Genomic DNA, 15,716 nt, shown 5'->3' on the forward strand with positions numbered 1-15,716 from the left:
GTTCACCCCTCTTTCTTTTCGTTTAAATCCAGGCTAATATCCAGGCTCTCAAAAGAGTAGGTTAACCTGCCAACTGAAATTACATCCACTCCGCTCTCTGCAATACCACGAATGGTATTTAGCGAGACGTTGCCCGATGCCTCAACTTTCACATGCGGAGCCTGCTCACGAATAAGAGCAACGGCCTCACGCATCCGGTCTGGGTACATGTTATCCAGCATAATGATATCTGCCCCAGCCTGCAAGGCTTCTCTGACCTGTTCCATGTTTTCGGTCTCTACTTCAATGGTCATTGTATGCGGAATGACAGATCGCGCACGCTGTACAGCTTCAGTAATCCCGCCTGCGCCCTTGATGTGGTTATCCTTAATCATGACGGCATCATAGAGGCCGAACCGATGATTTGCTCCGCCACCAACCCGCACTGCATATTTTTCAAGCAAGCGGTGTCCCGGTGTTGTTTTACGAGTATCGACCAGACGGGTAGAAAGGCCTTCCAACGCATCAACATAAGTACGTGTGCGGGTAGCGATACCAGACATGCGCTGAAGCAGGTTAAGGGCCAGACGCTCTCCTGTCAGCAAGCTATGTGTGCTTCCTTCTACCTCAGCCAGAATCGTACCATGCGTAACTGCATCACCGTCTTTTACCATCGGTGTGAACGCAAGGCCAGGATCCACTACCTGAAACACGAGTTCTGCTACCGTAATTCCTGCAATGATTCCATTGTCTTTGGCATGTATCACGGCCTTGGACTGACTGCCGGCGGGAATCGTCACAGTTGTTGTGACATCCCCTGCACCAACATCCTCACGAAGCCAGTTTTTAATTGATTCGATGAGTCCTTCATTATATCCGTTCAGTATCATGACATCAATTCCTCCACAATCGCTTGTTCTCGCTGCTGCAGACTATGCTTCTGCCATACGGCATCGTCACGCTGCGGGAAATCCTCACGGTAGTGTGCTCCCCGACTTTCCTCGCGGTGTAATGCTCCAGTGGTAACCAACCAGGCACAGGTCAAAAGGTTGGCATATTCCATCTCTTCTTTGTGAGTAAACTTCTGATCAAAAAATTGCAGTTCATGTTGCAGTTTCTCTATTGCTGCTTGCAGGTTAGCGCCATTCCGGCGCAGCCCCACTTGACGCACCATCATTTTTTGCAGACGCAAACGTCTTTCGGACACCGGCTTCTGCTCTTCCTTTATGATCCTGCGAATACTTGTTAATGTGGAAATCTTTGTCTGGAGTGAAGCAAGCGGAGGAAGGGATTGAATTCGATCCACGATTCTCCGGCCAAATACGATTGCTTCAGACAGAGAGTTGCTCGCCAGACGATTGGCTCCGTGTACTCCAGTAGAAGATACCTCACCACAGGCAAATAACCGGCTAATGCTGCTCTCCCCACTGAGATCCGTCTTCACTCCGCCCATCATGTAATGTGCAGCAGGAGCAACTGGAATCCAGTCTGTGGTCATATCCAGTCCGTATCGCATACAGGTCTCATAAATGGTAGGAAACCGATGTTTAATCATCTCCGTTGGTTCATGAGTGATATCCAAATATACAAAGGTACTGTTTGTCGATTCCATCTCACTGACAATGGCCCGCGCAACGATATCCCGTGGTGCCAGTTCAAGTTGTGCATGATACCGTTCCATGAAGCGCTCGCCTTTCACATTGCGCAAATAAGCTCCTTCGCCACGTACAGCCTCGGACACCAGGAAACGTGGTGCTCCCGGATAACAAAGGGAGGTCGGGTGGAATTGGATAAACTCCATGTCCCGGACAACTGCTCCGGCACGATAGGCCATCGCCACGCCATCTGCTGTAGCCACTTCCGGATTGGTCGTATATCGATACAACTGTCCAGCCCCACCAGAGCAGAGAACGGTTGCCTCTGCCTTCACAAATACTTGCGAACCGTCAGCCTTCTGTACTAGCGCACCTACACATTCTCCCTGCTCTGTAATCAGGTCAATGACAAAATGCTCATCCCACACTTTAATCCCCGGATGTTCATTCGCCTGTACAGCCAGTGCACGCACAATCTCATATCCCGTTGCATCCCCATTGGCATGCAAAATACGGCGGTGGCTGTGCGCACCTTCCTGCGTCAACGCCAACTCGCCGTTCTCCAGATCAAACAAAGTACCCAGTCGAATCAGTTCTTTCACTCCATCCGGGCCCTCGTTCACCAATGCTTCTACTGCTTCGGAGCGGCATAATCCCGCTCCTGCAACAAGTGTATCCTGCAAATGGTAGGCAGGTGAATCATCCTCAGCGATAACCGCAGCGATTCCCCCCTGCGCATACCGGGTGTTACTTTCCAGTAACGACTTCTTCGTGATCATCAACACACTGCGTTGTTCACTCGCCTTGATCGCAGTAAACAAACCAGCAATGCCCGAACCAATAACCAGCACATCCGTCTCCACCATCGGCAGCGCGGACAGATCAAAATCCACTAAATATTGCGGTATCATGTTATTTCACCTGTCTTGGAGCAAGAGTAACGCATGCTACTTCACCAGTAACATGCGCTCTAGTGATTCTCTGGCTTTGTCGGCAACGGCTGGAGGCACGTAAATTTGCGGCTTCATCGTTTCCAAGCATTTAACCAGCTTTTTCAAGTTATTGACTTTCATGTTCGGACATACGAGGAACTTGGTAGCAAAGTGGAATTGTTTGTCCGGGCTATCGAGACGCAGTTGGTATCCTGTACCGTCCTCGGTACCTACGATAAATTCTTTAGCGGACGAATTCTTACAATATTCCAGAATGGCGGTTGTGCTACCTACGAAATCACCCATCTCTACAACCTCAGGACGACATTCCGGGTGAACAACGAACTCGGCATTTGGATGCTTCGCTCTCATCTCTACCACGTCTTTGACCGTCAGCATATCATGGGTATTGCAGTAACCTTCCCAGATAATCATTTTCTTGTCTGTATGTTGTTGCACATAATGTCCCAGATTTTTATCCGGTACCCAGATGATTTCATCGGAATCAACAGATTGAATGACTCTGACAGCATTGGCCGATGTACAACAGATGTCGGTCTCTGCCTTGATCTCAGCTGAGGAATTGATGTACGTTACAACTTTGGCATTCGGGTGCTGTGCTTTCAATTTACGTAAGCCTTCAACGTTCACCATGTCCGCCATTGGGCAGCCTGCACGCTCGTCGGGGATGATAACCGTTTTGTTAGGGGCAAGAATTTTAGCGCTTTCACCCATAAAATGAACTCCGCAGAAAACGATAACATCCGCATCGGTTTGTGCCGCCTTCTGAGCCAGCAAAAACGAATCTCCCCGGAAATCAGCGACTTCCTGTACCTCGTCACGTTGATAATAATGGGCAAGAATAATGGCATTCCGTTCCTTCTTCAACTCCATCAGCCGCTCGCGCAGCTCCCGGTTCATCTCAGCCTTGCGCTCTAAAGCCAGAGCTTCCACCTGTGATCCTCTCCTTATCGGGACAGCCTTATACGCTGTTTCATATGGCAAATCCAAGTCGTTATTTTCGCTTGAGAAACGAATCACAAGCGGTTTAACACCTAATGTACACAACGTTCACGACTCTGTCAATAAATGAAATCGCCCCAGAACAAGGGCATAACCACCCATTTCCTACGTAGTTCGCCCTATAGCTCCCGGTTATCATTATCTATACAATTTGAAGGAATACATAAAAAAAGAGAGCCCGAAGGCTCTCCTTGTCATCTGCCACTATAAGACAGATGGTGTTATAAATTAAGACGTTGGCTTCGTTCCACCATCATCCGGGTCATTGCTGTTTCCTTTGTCCAGATTCGGAGCTTCGTTAGGAATATCTCCGGCTGGTGGTTCAGGCGTTTCATCTTTGCCTTGGATACGGACGCGTACATCACCGATGTTGTCGATGATCGCTTCTCCGCCTTCGCTAGGCGTACCTTCTCCATCGTTGCTGTTCTCATCTTTTGGAGTCAGGGCACCTGTCTCGATCAATTGCTTGATCTGATCCATTTCCAATGTCTCCACTTCCAGCAACGTGTTCGCAATCAGATGCACTTCTTTAGAATGTTTAACGAGTAAGTCTTTACACTTCTCATAGCATTCGTTGATGAAGCGTTGCATCTCCTGATCGATCTCGTAAGCAATGGAATCTGAGTAATTCTGTTCGTGACCGATATCACGACCCAGGAATACCTGTCCCTGCGAACTACCGAACTGCATAGGTCCCAGCTTCTCGCTCATACCGTACTCCATAACCATGCTACGGACGATACCCGTCGCTTGTTGGAAGTCACTGTATGCACCCGTACCGATTTCACCGATAAACAGTTCTTCGGAAACGCGGCCACCAAGGAGTCCAGTAATTTTGTCCAGCAATTCTTGCTTGGTAACAAGCATACGATCTTCTTTTGGCAACATGATTACATATCCACCCGCACGTCCGCGCGGAATAATGGTAACTTTATGTACCATATCGGCATGTTCCAGGAAGTAGCCTACAATGGTATGACCTGCTTCGTGATAAGCAACAATACGTTTTTCACGGTCACTGATAACACGGCTTTTCTTCTCCGTACCAACAATGACACGGTCAATCGCTTCGTCTACTTCACGCATGGAGATATCTCTGCGATTACGACGTGCCGCAAGCAATGCCGCTTCATTCAAGAGATTTTCCAAATCTGCACCAGAGAATCCGGTAGTACGCTTCGCAATAATGTCCAGCTTCACATCTTTGGTGAGTGGTTTGTTGCGTGAGTGTACTTTCAGAACCGCTTCACGACCTCTCACGTCAGGGCGATCAACCGTGATTTGACGGTCAAAACGTCCTGGACGCAGCAAGGCAGGGTCCAGAATATCAGCACGGTTCGTTGCAGCAACGATGATAATACCTTCATTGGCTCCGAATCCGTCCATTTCAACGAGCAACTGGTTGAGTGTTTGTTCACGTTCGTCGTGACCACCACCAAGACCAGCACCACGCTGACGTCCTACAGCATCAATCTCATCGATAAAGATGATACATGGGGCGTTTTTCTTCGCATTTTCAAACAAGTCACGTACACGAGATGCACCGACACCGACGAACATTTCAACGAAGTCAGAACCGGAAATACTGAAGAATGGCACACCCGCTTCACCGGCAACAGCACGAGCGAGCAAGGTTTTACCTGTACCCGGAGGACCTACAAGCAGTACGCCTTTAGGAATCCGTGCACCTACTGCTGCGAATTTACGAGGGTCTTTGAGGAAGTCCACGACTTCAACAAGCTCCTGTTTCTCTTCGTCAGCACCCGCAACATCTTCAAACGTAACCCGTTTCTTCTCTTCGTTGTAGAGACGAGCACGGCTTTTACCAAAGTTCATTACTTTACCGCCGCCGCCTTGAGCCTGATTAAACAGGAAGAAGAACAGCAGGAACATAATGATCAAAGGAATAAAGGAAGTCAGCAACGTCAACCAGATGCTGTCACCTTTCATAGGTTCCTGATGATATTCGAAATTGTTCGTTTCGCTTGCAGCTACAAGCTCACTAATTGCCTCATCCGTAGGAGGAATATACGTTGAGAAATTTTCTGATTTGGCTCCGTCAGGCGTCTTCCTGTATTGACCGGTCACGAGGTACGTCTGACCGTTGAATTGAACCGTCAATTCAGAGACATTATTGGTCTTGATCGCCGCGCGCAACTGATCATATCTAGGATTATCGGTGGCTTCGCCGCCATTGCTGACGAACTGGACTATCCCCACCACAACTAAAAAAAGAATCAAATAAAAAGCAGAATTCCGGATGAACCGATTCATCCCCTACCTCCTCTCGAGACACTTTAATTATTTTAACATAGCCCAACATGGCTTCTCAACAGAAGCCACCAACAGATATGGGCTTGGAACTAGCTTAAGCATTAGTTGCTGTAAACTTCCGGTTTCAGAATCCCGATGTAAGGGAGGTTCCGGTACTTCTCGGCATAATCCAGGCCATAGCCAACGATGAATGCGTCCGGAATGTCAAAGCCAGTGTAATGGGCTTCAAGTTCGACTTTGCGACCTGAAGGCTTGTCAAATAGCGTAACCACGCGGACGGATTCAGCACCGCGGTTCTGCAAGAGTTCGATCAGATAACTGAGCGTGAGTCCACTATCAATAATGTCCTCTACAATCAGAACCTCGCGTCCCTCAACGGATTCATCCAGATCCTTAATGATTTTAACCACGCCGGATGATTTGGTGGAAGCGCCATAACTCGATACTGCCATGAAATCCATCTCAACAGGTACCGTAATGTTCTTAACCAAATCAGCCATAAATATAAACGCACCCTTAAGCACACAAATGACCAAAGGATTGCGATTTGCATATTCGGCACTTATTGTTGCGCCTAATTCCTTGATTTTACTCTGAATCTCTTCTTCACTGATCAATACTTCCTGAATGTCGTTCTGCAACTGTGCGAACCTCCTAAGTTATACATATGAAAGCCTTACCTGAACCATAACCACTACCCCTGAATCGCTGAATCGCCTACAGTCATGTACAGGATTGCGGAAGTATCCTCCCTGACAGGAGCTACACTAGACCGGCGAACACCCGGTAACCAGATGATATTGCCTGCTCCATCACATACCACGGGAACCCGTGAACGGACAGAAGGGGGAATTTTCTCATCGATGAAAATATTTTTCACCTTTTTGCTTCCGTTTAATCCCATCACTTTCATGGTATCTCCAGGTAACCGTGAACGCACAACCAGCGGCATAAGCAGTTGATCTGCATCAAATGCGGCATGATCCGCCGATTCTGGTACATGATAGTCCTCGGGACTCATCGGAACGATCTGAACATGCCGGTCAATTTCCGTGAGAGAAAGCTCATAGGTTCCGCTCGATTGAGCAAGACGATATTCGTAAGATTGACCCTGTACGTCAGTCCGTACGCCGAAAGAGATCAGATCATACTCCCGGGTGCAGGCGAGTGTCTGTCCTATATCCAGGCTCCAGGTCGTCGCTTCAGGCTGAATAACCTTGCGGCGAATGGTCTCAATACGGGTAAAGTCGACAAAATCACTGTCCAAAGGCAGATAATTCAATATTAGTTTAATCAACCTTCGTTGTAAAGCGACATGTAACTTCAAAAAGGAAGGCACCTCAAAGGTTTGCCTTCCGCCGTTCGCCTGCACTAGACACCTGTATGCGTCATATGCACCTTGTTCCATGAAATCGTCTTCATCGCCCACGATTTCGGCAAGTCGATTCAAAGACGGCGTCAACTGTCCATTATATTGCCCCAAAAATGGGAGCACATCCAAGCGAATGGCATTACGCCGATATTTACGCAGGGAATTGCTTTCATCATTAAAATACAGAAAACCCTGGGTATTACAAGCTTCTACAAGGTCTGTCTTGTTTATACGAAGGCATGGACGAATAAGTTCCACATTTTTTTCTCGTCTTTTAAACTTCATTCCTGCGAGTCCGGAAAGACCACTCCCACGCAGCAAATGGAGCATAACCGTCTCTGCTTGATCATCGGCATGATGGGCCAGTGCAATGCTCGCCGCATCGTATTTGGCAGCCACTTCATGCAGAAATTCATATCGTTTGTTGCGCGCGGCCTCCTGAGGACCTTGACCGGTAAGCTTCATATAAGAAGGTACATCGGCCTTTACCCATTCAAATGCTATGCCAAGCCGGTGCGCAAGTTCTTTCATCATCTCGGCTTCATGATCGGATTCAATCCGAAAACCATGATGTACATGGGCGCAGATCAACTCCAGCGGGACATGCCTGGTACTGATCTCATGCATGATATGCAAAAAAGCTACCGAGTCCGGTCCGCCCGATATTGCGACGACAATCCGATCCCCGGGAACCCATAACTGATGCTCTTCCGCTGCATCCAGCACGTTATTCACCAGCTTGTTCCAGCGTAAAGCCTCCATACCTGTTCCTCATTCCTTACGTTATGTATATGCACTCTCACAGGTCAGAATCGCAGTGCATAGATGAGTACCCCGATAAGTAATATAACGGATACAGTAAATGCATTTTTGAGCCAACGCGGTGTTGTACTTTTGGAACGTCGGCGAAGAGGAGAAGGGCGTGCCATCATCTCTTTCCAGACCTTAGCCGCGTGTCCGGCATCCTGAAACTGACCTCGTAATGCCTGAATAGTCCAGTTTCGAAAGGGGCGAAGACGTTCGCTGCGCTCCACAAGGGCTGTAAGCTGGTTTACACTTCGCAGTTGGGGTAATCCTTCTGCAGCCAGCGCTTTGAGTGCATCAGCTTCAAGTACATGAATCAATAATAGCGCAAAAGCAAACACATCATAGGTACCATCTGCTGTTCGGCTACCCGCATTCCAGAATCCGCGATCATACCATTCAGTAAACTGCTTGACGCTCCGGCCGATAGAAGTCACTCCGCCATAGTCGATAAGTTCTACCTGCCCATAATCCGATACCAGTACATTTTGGGGTTTGAGATCGCCAAACACCCATCCAGCCTGATGCAATTGAGCCAGCTTCTGCAATAGTCTGAGTCCAACCAGAAGTGTCCAATCCGTTCCCTGACGCCGAATGAAGTGGTGCAGAGATTCCCCCCGAACGTAACGCATCACATAAAAGGGAATATCACGACCACGAATGGCGTAGTCATCCACATCTTTCAGATAAGAAGGAATGCCACTCTGTCGAAGGGCCTCATGATTACGCTGTAATTGAAAAGATTTGAGCACATTAATTTCCGATTGCAGATCTACTGGGTCAAATCCCATTTTAAGCGCATAATGTTTGCCATTCTCACCCCGCTGGACAAGAAAAACGATGCCGTTGGCTCCTTTGCCCAGCAGCTTCCGAATCGTATAGCGGCTGCGATTCCATTTCCCTGTGATGACTGTTCCTGGCGGGAAAGAGGCGTCAGACAACGTTGTCACCGAGCATCCCTTCTCTTTCAATGCGATAGTTCCCTTCTATTTCCTGCTGTCCCTCCAGTGTACCATAACGGTAAAAATCAATCACCCTTTGAATCGCAGGACCTGTCGGCGTCGCTCCCTTCATTTGCAAACGTCCAAACAGCGAACGAACACGGCTCGGGTCAACTGTCCAGTCGATGTCCATGACAGCTTCTTCTCCGCTATGTCGTCCAGGAAAATGAAAGACGGAAAGATGGCTCTGACCCATACGTGCCTGCAAGCTAAGCATTAAATCCCGAATCCCTTCCTCCACAGCAGCAAGCTTCGGCTTCATACTGGCACTTACATCAATGAGAAGAACGACTTGAAGCGGTGTTGTCTCCGCCATATCCTCCATCACTTCAACCACCTGTGCACGTTTAGCCGGTTCAAGGTCGGTTACCGTTTTGGGCTCGTGCTCTCCCAGAATTTGTGTTAACTCTCTATTAACCGCCTGTTGAATGGTCTGAACCACTGTTTTTCTTGTCATCATCTGCATCGTATGGGCAAGCTGCCTGGTACCTACGATCTGACTGATTCCACCCCCGGCTTTGGCAATATCCTCGATCTCTCGACTACCTAACTCACCAATGGTTCCATAATCAATAACACCGACCACGTTGACCGTAATTCCCTCTTCCCGCGCTTCCGCCGCAGCCAGCACCGGGCTTGCACCTACATTGGAACAACCGTCGGTGATCAACAAGATTTGTTTCATCCGATATCCCTCCGTTTTGGGTTACTCTCCAACTCTATGACTAGCATTGCCAGAATGAAGAGACTTCAAACAGAGGAATATGCAATTAACTAACGGTACGTGGACGTTCCATCCGGCTTATTCCGGGGACTCTTAATGTCGCCCACTCCGGGCGATAATGTTCTATTTTGCCTACAATTACAGTCATGTCATCATAGATCTCATGTTGCTGATAACGAATAACACTTTCAAGCAGACAGTCTGCTAATTCCTGAGGATCGTCACTATCAATTTCCTGAATGAGCCGCTTCATCCATAGTTCTTTGTTGACGGCATACCCCGGCGCATCATAGATACCATCTGTCATCATAATTAAAACGTCCCCTGGCTGAAGCTGTACGGTTACCAGATCCACCTCAATATCTTTGATAATACCAATCGGCAGATTGCTTGCCGAAACCTGAATAACCTCCTGCCCTCGTTTAATAAAACTTGGAGTCGATCCGATTTTCATAAACGTGGTCTCTGCCGTATATTCATCGATCAGAGCCATATCCACCGTTGCATACATTTCTTCAGGAGAACGCAGCATCAGAACGGAATTCACCGATTTGATCGCCAACTTCTCATCCATGCCCGACTGTAACAACTGCTCCAGTATATTTAGTGCAGCACTGCTCTCCATGCGTGCCCGTTCCCCATTGCCCATGCCATCGCTAAGCGCAACTGCAAAGGTCCCGTTACCCAGTTCAACTGTACTGAAACTGTCCCCGGACATCACATCTCCCCCTTTGGCGGCGGCGGCAACACCCGTTGTTATCTCAAAAGTTTTGGCAGAGCCAAAGGTAACTGTCGCCAGCCCTTGGCGAGGGTCAAGCATCGTCTCATTCAAGACGGCAATATGCTCGTCCAGTACATCTGAGATCAGCGGAGCGATCATTTTCCGGCACTCGTCAAATCCGCGTGTATAGGCATGAACAATCTCAATTTCCACATTCCCCGCTTCCAGATTAATAATTTCAATAGAATGTATGGACAGACCTAACGATTCAAGCGCATCTCGAATCTGCTCCTCTTGTTGTACCATCTCCTCACTTTCCCGTTGAATTTCTTTCGCCAGGTCCTCCATTACCTGGGATACCCCTGATAATTGCTCTGCAACCAGCTGTCGACTATCTATAATCTGACGTTTCCATTGCATGTTATGTTGATGCAGACCATACTGGGCGCGCATCACTTCAAGTACCTCCTCCGGTTTCGCACATACCCTGTTCCATTCCACCGGAATTTGCTTGCCTGACATCTCCGGGTTGGCTTCAATGGAACTCATCACATCTGTCATATATTTATAGGTCTGAATAAACTTCGCATCCCAGCATTGGGCCTTCTTAAAGCAACCCGAACATGTGCCTTCGGCTACGGCATTCATGAAGTGCTCCATCCCGCCTTCGTTCTGTACCGGCTCCCCCGCGCCAGACATCTGATCGAAGCTGCGTGACAACTGACGGAATACCTGCGAGAAGCGGGTAACCCGTTCTGCGGTGACATCACGTATTCTCTTCGCATATTCATGCTGCGACTTCGTATGATCCTGCGTGCCAGGAACATATTTGGATATGGCCGTCAGCATACTTTTTGGCGTTAACATAAACAAAACAATGGCTGCACATGTCTCCCATAAAGAATTCATGACATCTCCCGGTCCACCCAGATATATGGATAGAATAGAGGAACCCAGCAGCATGCCCAGAGCAACAGCCGCACGTTTTCCTTCCCGGAGCATACCTGCCAGCATGCCAGCAAAAGCAAGCAGACTCATCTGATATACCGCCGACATATCGGCCAAACTGAGAATGAGGCCAGTAATGACCCCAACCGAGGCTCCGAGGGGGGCTCCGCCCACCAGCGCGAAGATCAGAATGAGATACCGGGAGAGCATATGCTCTACAGACAGGGACTGGATCGTCCAGCCCACCGCCCCTGTCATCACGGAAGCCAGCAAGATGATCAGACAGAGGATCTCCTCGTTCTTTAGGTTGAATTTTTTTTTGCGATACGTGAAGATCGGTATGGCCTGTATGAAAACCAGGGTAAGCACAAAGCTGAGTACGGAATCCATCGTGAGCATTAACATGGCGTACCAGCTGAAAGACGGCCCAATAACGACGGCGAATAACTTGACCATAAAAGTAGTCGTAAACACCATCGTTGGCGCATAAGATAATTCAGCGCGGTCATAAGACTCCAGTCCTCTGAACAACAGATAGAAGATGGCGAGCTCCGAAGCAACAATCAGAGGTACCGGAAACGGAGCGAAGAGACTTCCTGCCAGCAACGCAGCCCCTACCGGAATAATGTAATCCCTACGCATGAAGGCGATAACCGCAAAGTAAGCAATCGCAAAGGGCGATAATTCATTCAGAATCATGGCCTTGCCCAGCAAAAATCCCATAAAGGTAAGAAGCAGCACCCATTTACGTGCAGCAACGATCTGGACGGCCTTGCGGGAGCTAATCCACTGTTTTAGGCGTACCGAAAGCTCCTCCCGAGCTTCTGTACCTCCTTTACCAGCTTTCATTCCCGGAAATTGAATGACATTCCACTTTTCCATCATCCTCAAGGCACCCCATTCGATTAATTTAATTTTCGTGTTTCGTTCTCGATGGTTCTGATTATAGATAGAATAGAAGACGTAGTTTGTCACAATTGGTGGGTAGGGTCCAAAAACTTTACGACAAAAGAAACAGACGCGGCGCGGTGGTGCGAAACCCCCGGCCTTATTGTGGTTTCATCCATTTGCCCAGACCCTTGCCGACAAGGCACTTGTCTGATTTTGAACCGGACGCGGTTCGTCATCGCCACGATTTGAGCAGGATACCTGTGGAATGCCACGGAAACCTGTCGGTAAAAAATGGTAGACGACAAATGTTCTTATGTACTTTTTTTCCTGCGCAGAAAAACTGGGGATATGGAGCTTCACTTTACAAAAACGGCTATGAATCCGGTTAAATGTCTATATCTGAACGGTTAAACCCCAACATTAAAAACAAACGCAAAAAAACCGTCAGCCCCAAGGCTAACGGTTCTTCTTATATTTTAAATCAGGTTGAACCAGATTACACGCGTTTGGCTCCACGGCCACCACGTTTGCCTTCTGTGTTCTTTTTCAGCGAAGAGATCCGCTCTTCACTATCTTTCAGGAAGCGTGACATTTTATCCTCAAATGAAGGTTTGCCTGCTGCGGGCTTGAAAGAACGGCCTCCGCGGTCACCACGGTTAAATCCACCGCCGCCACCACGACCTTGGCCACCACTTGGGCCTCCGCCGCTGAATCGTTCGCGATCTCCTCCACTGCGTTCCGGTCTAGGAGCTCTCGGGGGTCTGGACTGTGTTTGTTGCTCAACCGGTTTGTCAACAGCTTGCTTAATGGAAAGCCCAATCTTGCCATCCTTGTCAACGTTGATGACCTTAACGGTAACGAGGTCATTAAGCTTCAGGTGGTCGTTGACATCTTTGACATAATTGTCGGCGATTTCCGAGATGTGAACGAGACCCGTGACACCTCCTGACAGATCCACAAATGCTCCAAAATGCGTGATGCCTGTCACCTTGCCCTCTAACTTGGTGCCCACTTCAATTGCCATAGAATAAAATGATCCTCCCTTAAAAATATACAACCCGATTTTTTGAATGCCAAAATCAATGCTGTGCTAATTTAATTATACCTTATGCCGCAAACCAAGGTCAACTGAGCACTACCCCTTAAGGTAGCCTATTTTTTCCGGTATAACGGCTTCAGACATATAGATAACAATCCTTGCTCAATAATGAGCCAAATTACATCAGTTCCCTGACTCTTCAACCTGAATTGGTGTTTCCTCAGGCAGATAGTATCCTTTTTTCCGAGCCAGCTGTCCTATGTATTCGGGATCCTTCAACCGACTGACTTCGTACTTCAATTGAGCCAGCTTCTTCAACGTCTCTTCCTTTGAAGATTGCTGGGCAGCCAGATGAGAACTCTTGTCCGAAATTTGCGCAGTCTGCACAAGGAACGTATATCCTGCCCAAATGATAAACACAACCATAAAGGTCATCCATAGCATGAGACGCCTTTTGGCACCTGCAGATTTTCCTTGGCCTGCTGGAGCTTTTGATTTGTTCATAGGTGTTTTACCCATTATCGGACCTCCTTAAAACCAGCGTTTCCACATCGCTGCGATACTTGAACCCGCACGGATCAGGAAGCGTGGCGTAACCCAATGTTTCAGGATTGGCCTAAACATCCAGCGGAACAACTTGCCGAAAGGTACCAAACATTGCAGCACCAGCTTACCCAGGAATAACAGTATGGCGAGTACAAAACCAAATAATACGCGCACTAGCTTGTATAGTCCTTTAGCGGGCATAACGATCAGGATGTTAAGGATATGTCCACACCAATGAATCAGCGTTCTTGCGAGTTTAATTAACATTACCACAAAACGCTGGGTTGTAACACTTAAAAGCCAAAAATAGAAGCAAACCCCTATAATCAGCCCCAAAAAGACATAAAACCGCAGCTGTCCGTGGTTCCCGGCGTACAGCATCCGGAAGACGAACAGCGCGGAAGCGACCCAATACAACAGATCTAGCGTGTGGACGCTCCATCTCGGGAACCGCAGCTGACCGGACAGTACCCGGTAACTGTCGTAGGCCATCCCCATCACGGCTCCCGACATCAGCATCCACATCAATGTGATCCATTGAGTATCCGGACTCATCGGAACATCTTGCCGAACAGGCCTTTACCGTTTTTGGACTGAGAACCGGGGTCCAGATATTGAAGAGAACTGACAGTGCCCTCGATGGATAACAAACCGTCCTCCAGGCTCAGGTTTTTGATATGTAAATTGTGCCCCCGGATGGTCAGATGCCCAAGTTCAGTTTGCAGCAAAAATTCCTCACTGTCGAAGCTCTCCACATTGGAGACACCCGTCAGATCCAGCAGTTTCCGATTCTGCATGCTCAGATGATGCTGTTTCGTCTTACTTTGCTCAACCATGGCATGTACCCCTCCTTCTTAACCCTAGCTTATGGATCAGAAGTGCAGAATAGAACCAAGGTTGGATGAAAGCAATTGTCCGGAAAAGAGTGGAACACAAAAACGCCCTTCCCTGCACGGGAAAGGCGTTTCTCTTCATTTTGCAATGAATGTTGTAGAAAAGTATATCAGGCATCCCTGTTACCAGTTCAGACCGTTATCCTTGGCGATCGGCTCTTCCTTAACCAAGGTGTAGAGGCTGCTCGCCTCATCCTTCTTGGTACTCTCGGCAAGACGCTCCACCTTCACGGTGACCAGCTTTTGACCGAACTGAACCGTAAGCTCATCGCCCACTTTGACAGCGGCGCTTGGCTTCGCTTCACGTCCGTTCACCAGCACACGTCCCTGTTCGGAAACGTCCTTGGCTACGGTGCGGCGTTTGATCAGCCGAGAGACCTTCAGGAATTTATCAAGACGCATTATTTTACGGCTTCTTTAAGTTTGTTGCCTGCTTTGAACGCAGGAACGGTGGACTCAGGAATCACGATTTCATTCCCTGTTTGTGGGTTACGTCCGGTACGACCGGAACGTTTGCGGGTCTCAAAAGTGCCAAAGCCGATCAGTTGTACTTTGTCTCCGCTGGCAAGTGCATCTGTAATTTCTCCCAAAAAGCCGTTCAATACGGACTCAACGTCTTTTTTAGTCAAACCGCTTTTGGTGGAAATGTTGTTAATCAGATCTGTTTTGTTCATTTTTAAAAGCCTCCCAAATTGAAAAAAAAGTATCTGCGAATCCGTGACAACAGATCTGCTGCTGCTGGCTCCGCGCAAGGTTACTACACATGTATTCTGGCTTGGCATCTGAAATCCTGCCTCGGTCTTCGACTTTTTTCACTTTTTGTCGGTCCTGCCCAAGAACAGTCTAAGTCCAGTACCCGAAACACCTCTCCGTTAATCACACGCTTTCTCGTGCAATTCGCTCGAGATGCTTCGACGACGATACGCATGATGCAACTAATGATATCGGATCAGCGCCCAAAATGCCAGAACCCT

Annotated in this window: 15 protein-coding genes; all 15 read right to left on the bottom strand. The window is 48.3% G+C overall.

Going from position 1 to position 15,716, the window contains the following annotated elements; translation table 11 throughout:
- Positions 1-2: 2 nt before the first annotated feature.
- The 15 genes from nadC to MHB84_RS12810 all read right to left on the bottom strand — a co-directional run bounded on the left by nadC (position 3) and on the right by MHB84_RS12810 (position 15,416).
- On the bottom strand, positions 3-869 hold the full coding sequence (nadC, locus tag MHB84_RS12740) for a carboxylating nicotinate-nucleotide diphosphorylase (RefSeq protein ID WP_076292130.1): 867 nt from the start codon (positions 867-869) through the stop codon (positions 3-5).
- Positions 866-2,485 carry an L-aspartate oxidase gene (nadB, locus tag MHB84_RS12745; RefSeq protein WP_076292129.1) on the bottom strand — a complete coding sequence of 540 codons (1,620 nt, stop codon included), beginning with the start codon at positions 2,483-2,485 and terminating at the stop codon, positions 866-868. The genes nadC and nadB overlap by 4 nt, the downstream gene beginning before the upstream one ends.
- Before the next feature lie 36 nt (positions 2,486-2,521).
- Positions 2,522-3,460: a quinolinate synthase NadA gene (gene nadA, locus MHB84_RS12750; protein WP_024633731.1), complete on the bottom strand. Its 939-nt coding sequence runs from the start codon at positions 3,458-3,460 to the stop codon at positions 2,522-2,524.
- A gap of 297 nt (positions 3,461-3,757) precedes the next feature.
- Positions 3,758-5,803, bottom strand: a complete 2,046-nt coding sequence (gene ftsH, locus MHB84_RS12755) for an ATP-dependent zinc metalloprotease FtsH (protein ID WP_076292128.1) — start codon at positions 5,801-5,803, stop codon at positions 3,758-3,760.
- A 101-nt stretch (positions 5,804-5,904) separates the two neighbouring features.
- The gene (gene hpt, locus MHB84_RS12760) at positions 5,905-6,444 is read right to left on the bottom strand and encodes a hypoxanthine phosphoribosyltransferase (protein ID WP_024633729.1); all 540 of its coding nucleotides are present in this window, start codon (positions 6,442-6,444) and stop codon (positions 5,905-5,907) included.
- Positions 6,445-6,497: 53 nt separating this feature from the next.
- Positions 6,498-7,937 carry a tRNA lysidine(34) synthetase TilS gene (gene tilS / locus MHB84_RS12765; RefSeq protein WP_076292127.1) on the bottom strand — a complete coding sequence of 480 codons (1,440 nt, stop codon included), beginning with the start codon at positions 7,935-7,937 and terminating at the stop codon, positions 6,498-6,500.
- A gap of 44 nt (positions 7,938-7,981) precedes the next feature.
- On the bottom strand, positions 7,982-8,929 hold the full coding sequence (locus tag MHB84_RS12770; RefSeq protein ID WP_076292126.1) for a serine/threonine protein kinase: 948 nt from the start codon (positions 8,927-8,929) through the stop codon (positions 7,982-7,984).
- On the bottom strand, positions 8,913-9,665 hold the full coding sequence (locus tag MHB84_RS12775) for a VWA domain-containing protein (protein ID WP_076292125.1): 753 nt from the start codon (positions 9,663-9,665) through the stop codon (positions 8,913-8,915). The genes MHB84_RS12770 and MHB84_RS12775 overlap by 17 nt, the downstream gene beginning before the upstream one ends.
- 85 nt (positions 9,666-9,750) lie before the next feature.
- Positions 9,751-12,258, bottom strand: coding sequence for a stage II sporulation protein E (gene spoIIE, locus MHB84_RS12780; protein WP_175382519.1), 2,508 nt, complete (start codon positions 12,256-12,258; stop codon positions 9,751-9,753).
- 502 nt (positions 12,259-12,760) lie between these two features.
- Positions 12,761-13,288, bottom strand: a complete 528-nt coding sequence (locus tag MHB84_RS12785) for a S1 domain-containing RNA-binding protein (protein WP_076292124.1) — start codon at positions 13,286-13,288, stop codon at positions 12,761-12,763.
- 198 nt (positions 13,289-13,486) lie between these two features.
- Entirely contained in the window at positions 13,487-13,822 is a 336-nt protein-coding gene (locus MHB84_RS12790) for an FtsB family cell division protein (RefSeq protein ID WP_076292123.1), read from the bottom strand.
- A 12-nt stretch (positions 13,823-13,834) separates the two neighbouring features.
- Positions 13,835-14,404 carry a spore cortex biosynthesis protein YabQ gene (gene yabQ / locus MHB84_RS12795; protein ID WP_024633722.1) on the bottom strand — a complete coding sequence of 190 codons (570 nt, stop codon included), beginning with the start codon at positions 14,402-14,404 and terminating at the stop codon, positions 13,835-13,837.
- Positions 14,401-14,685, bottom strand: a complete 285-nt coding sequence (yabP, locus tag MHB84_RS12800) for a sporulation protein YabP (RefSeq protein ID WP_053778920.1) — start codon at positions 14,683-14,685, stop codon at positions 14,401-14,403. The genes yabQ and yabP overlap by 4 nt, the downstream gene beginning before the upstream one ends.
- A 180-nt stretch (positions 14,686-14,865) precedes the next feature.
- Complete coding sequence (locus tag MHB84_RS12805; protein ID WP_024633720.1) at positions 14,866-15,144, bottom strand: RNA-binding S4 domain-containing protein; 279 nt, start codon at positions 15,142-15,144, stop codon at positions 14,866-14,868.
- On the bottom strand, positions 15,144-15,416 hold the full coding sequence (locus MHB84_RS12810) for an HU family DNA-binding protein (RefSeq protein WP_017691362.1): 273 nt from the start codon (positions 15,414-15,416) through the stop codon (positions 15,144-15,146). Before MHB84_RS12810 ends, MHB84_RS12805 begins: the two co-directional genes overlap by 1 nt.
- Between the last annotated feature and the right edge of the window lie 300 nt (positions 15,417-15,716).

This window comes from Paenibacillus sp. FSL F4-0087 (assembly GCF_038020215.1).
Lineage (GTDB): Bacteria > Bacillota > Bacilli > Paenibacillales > Paenibacillaceae > Paenibacillus > Paenibacillus taichungensis.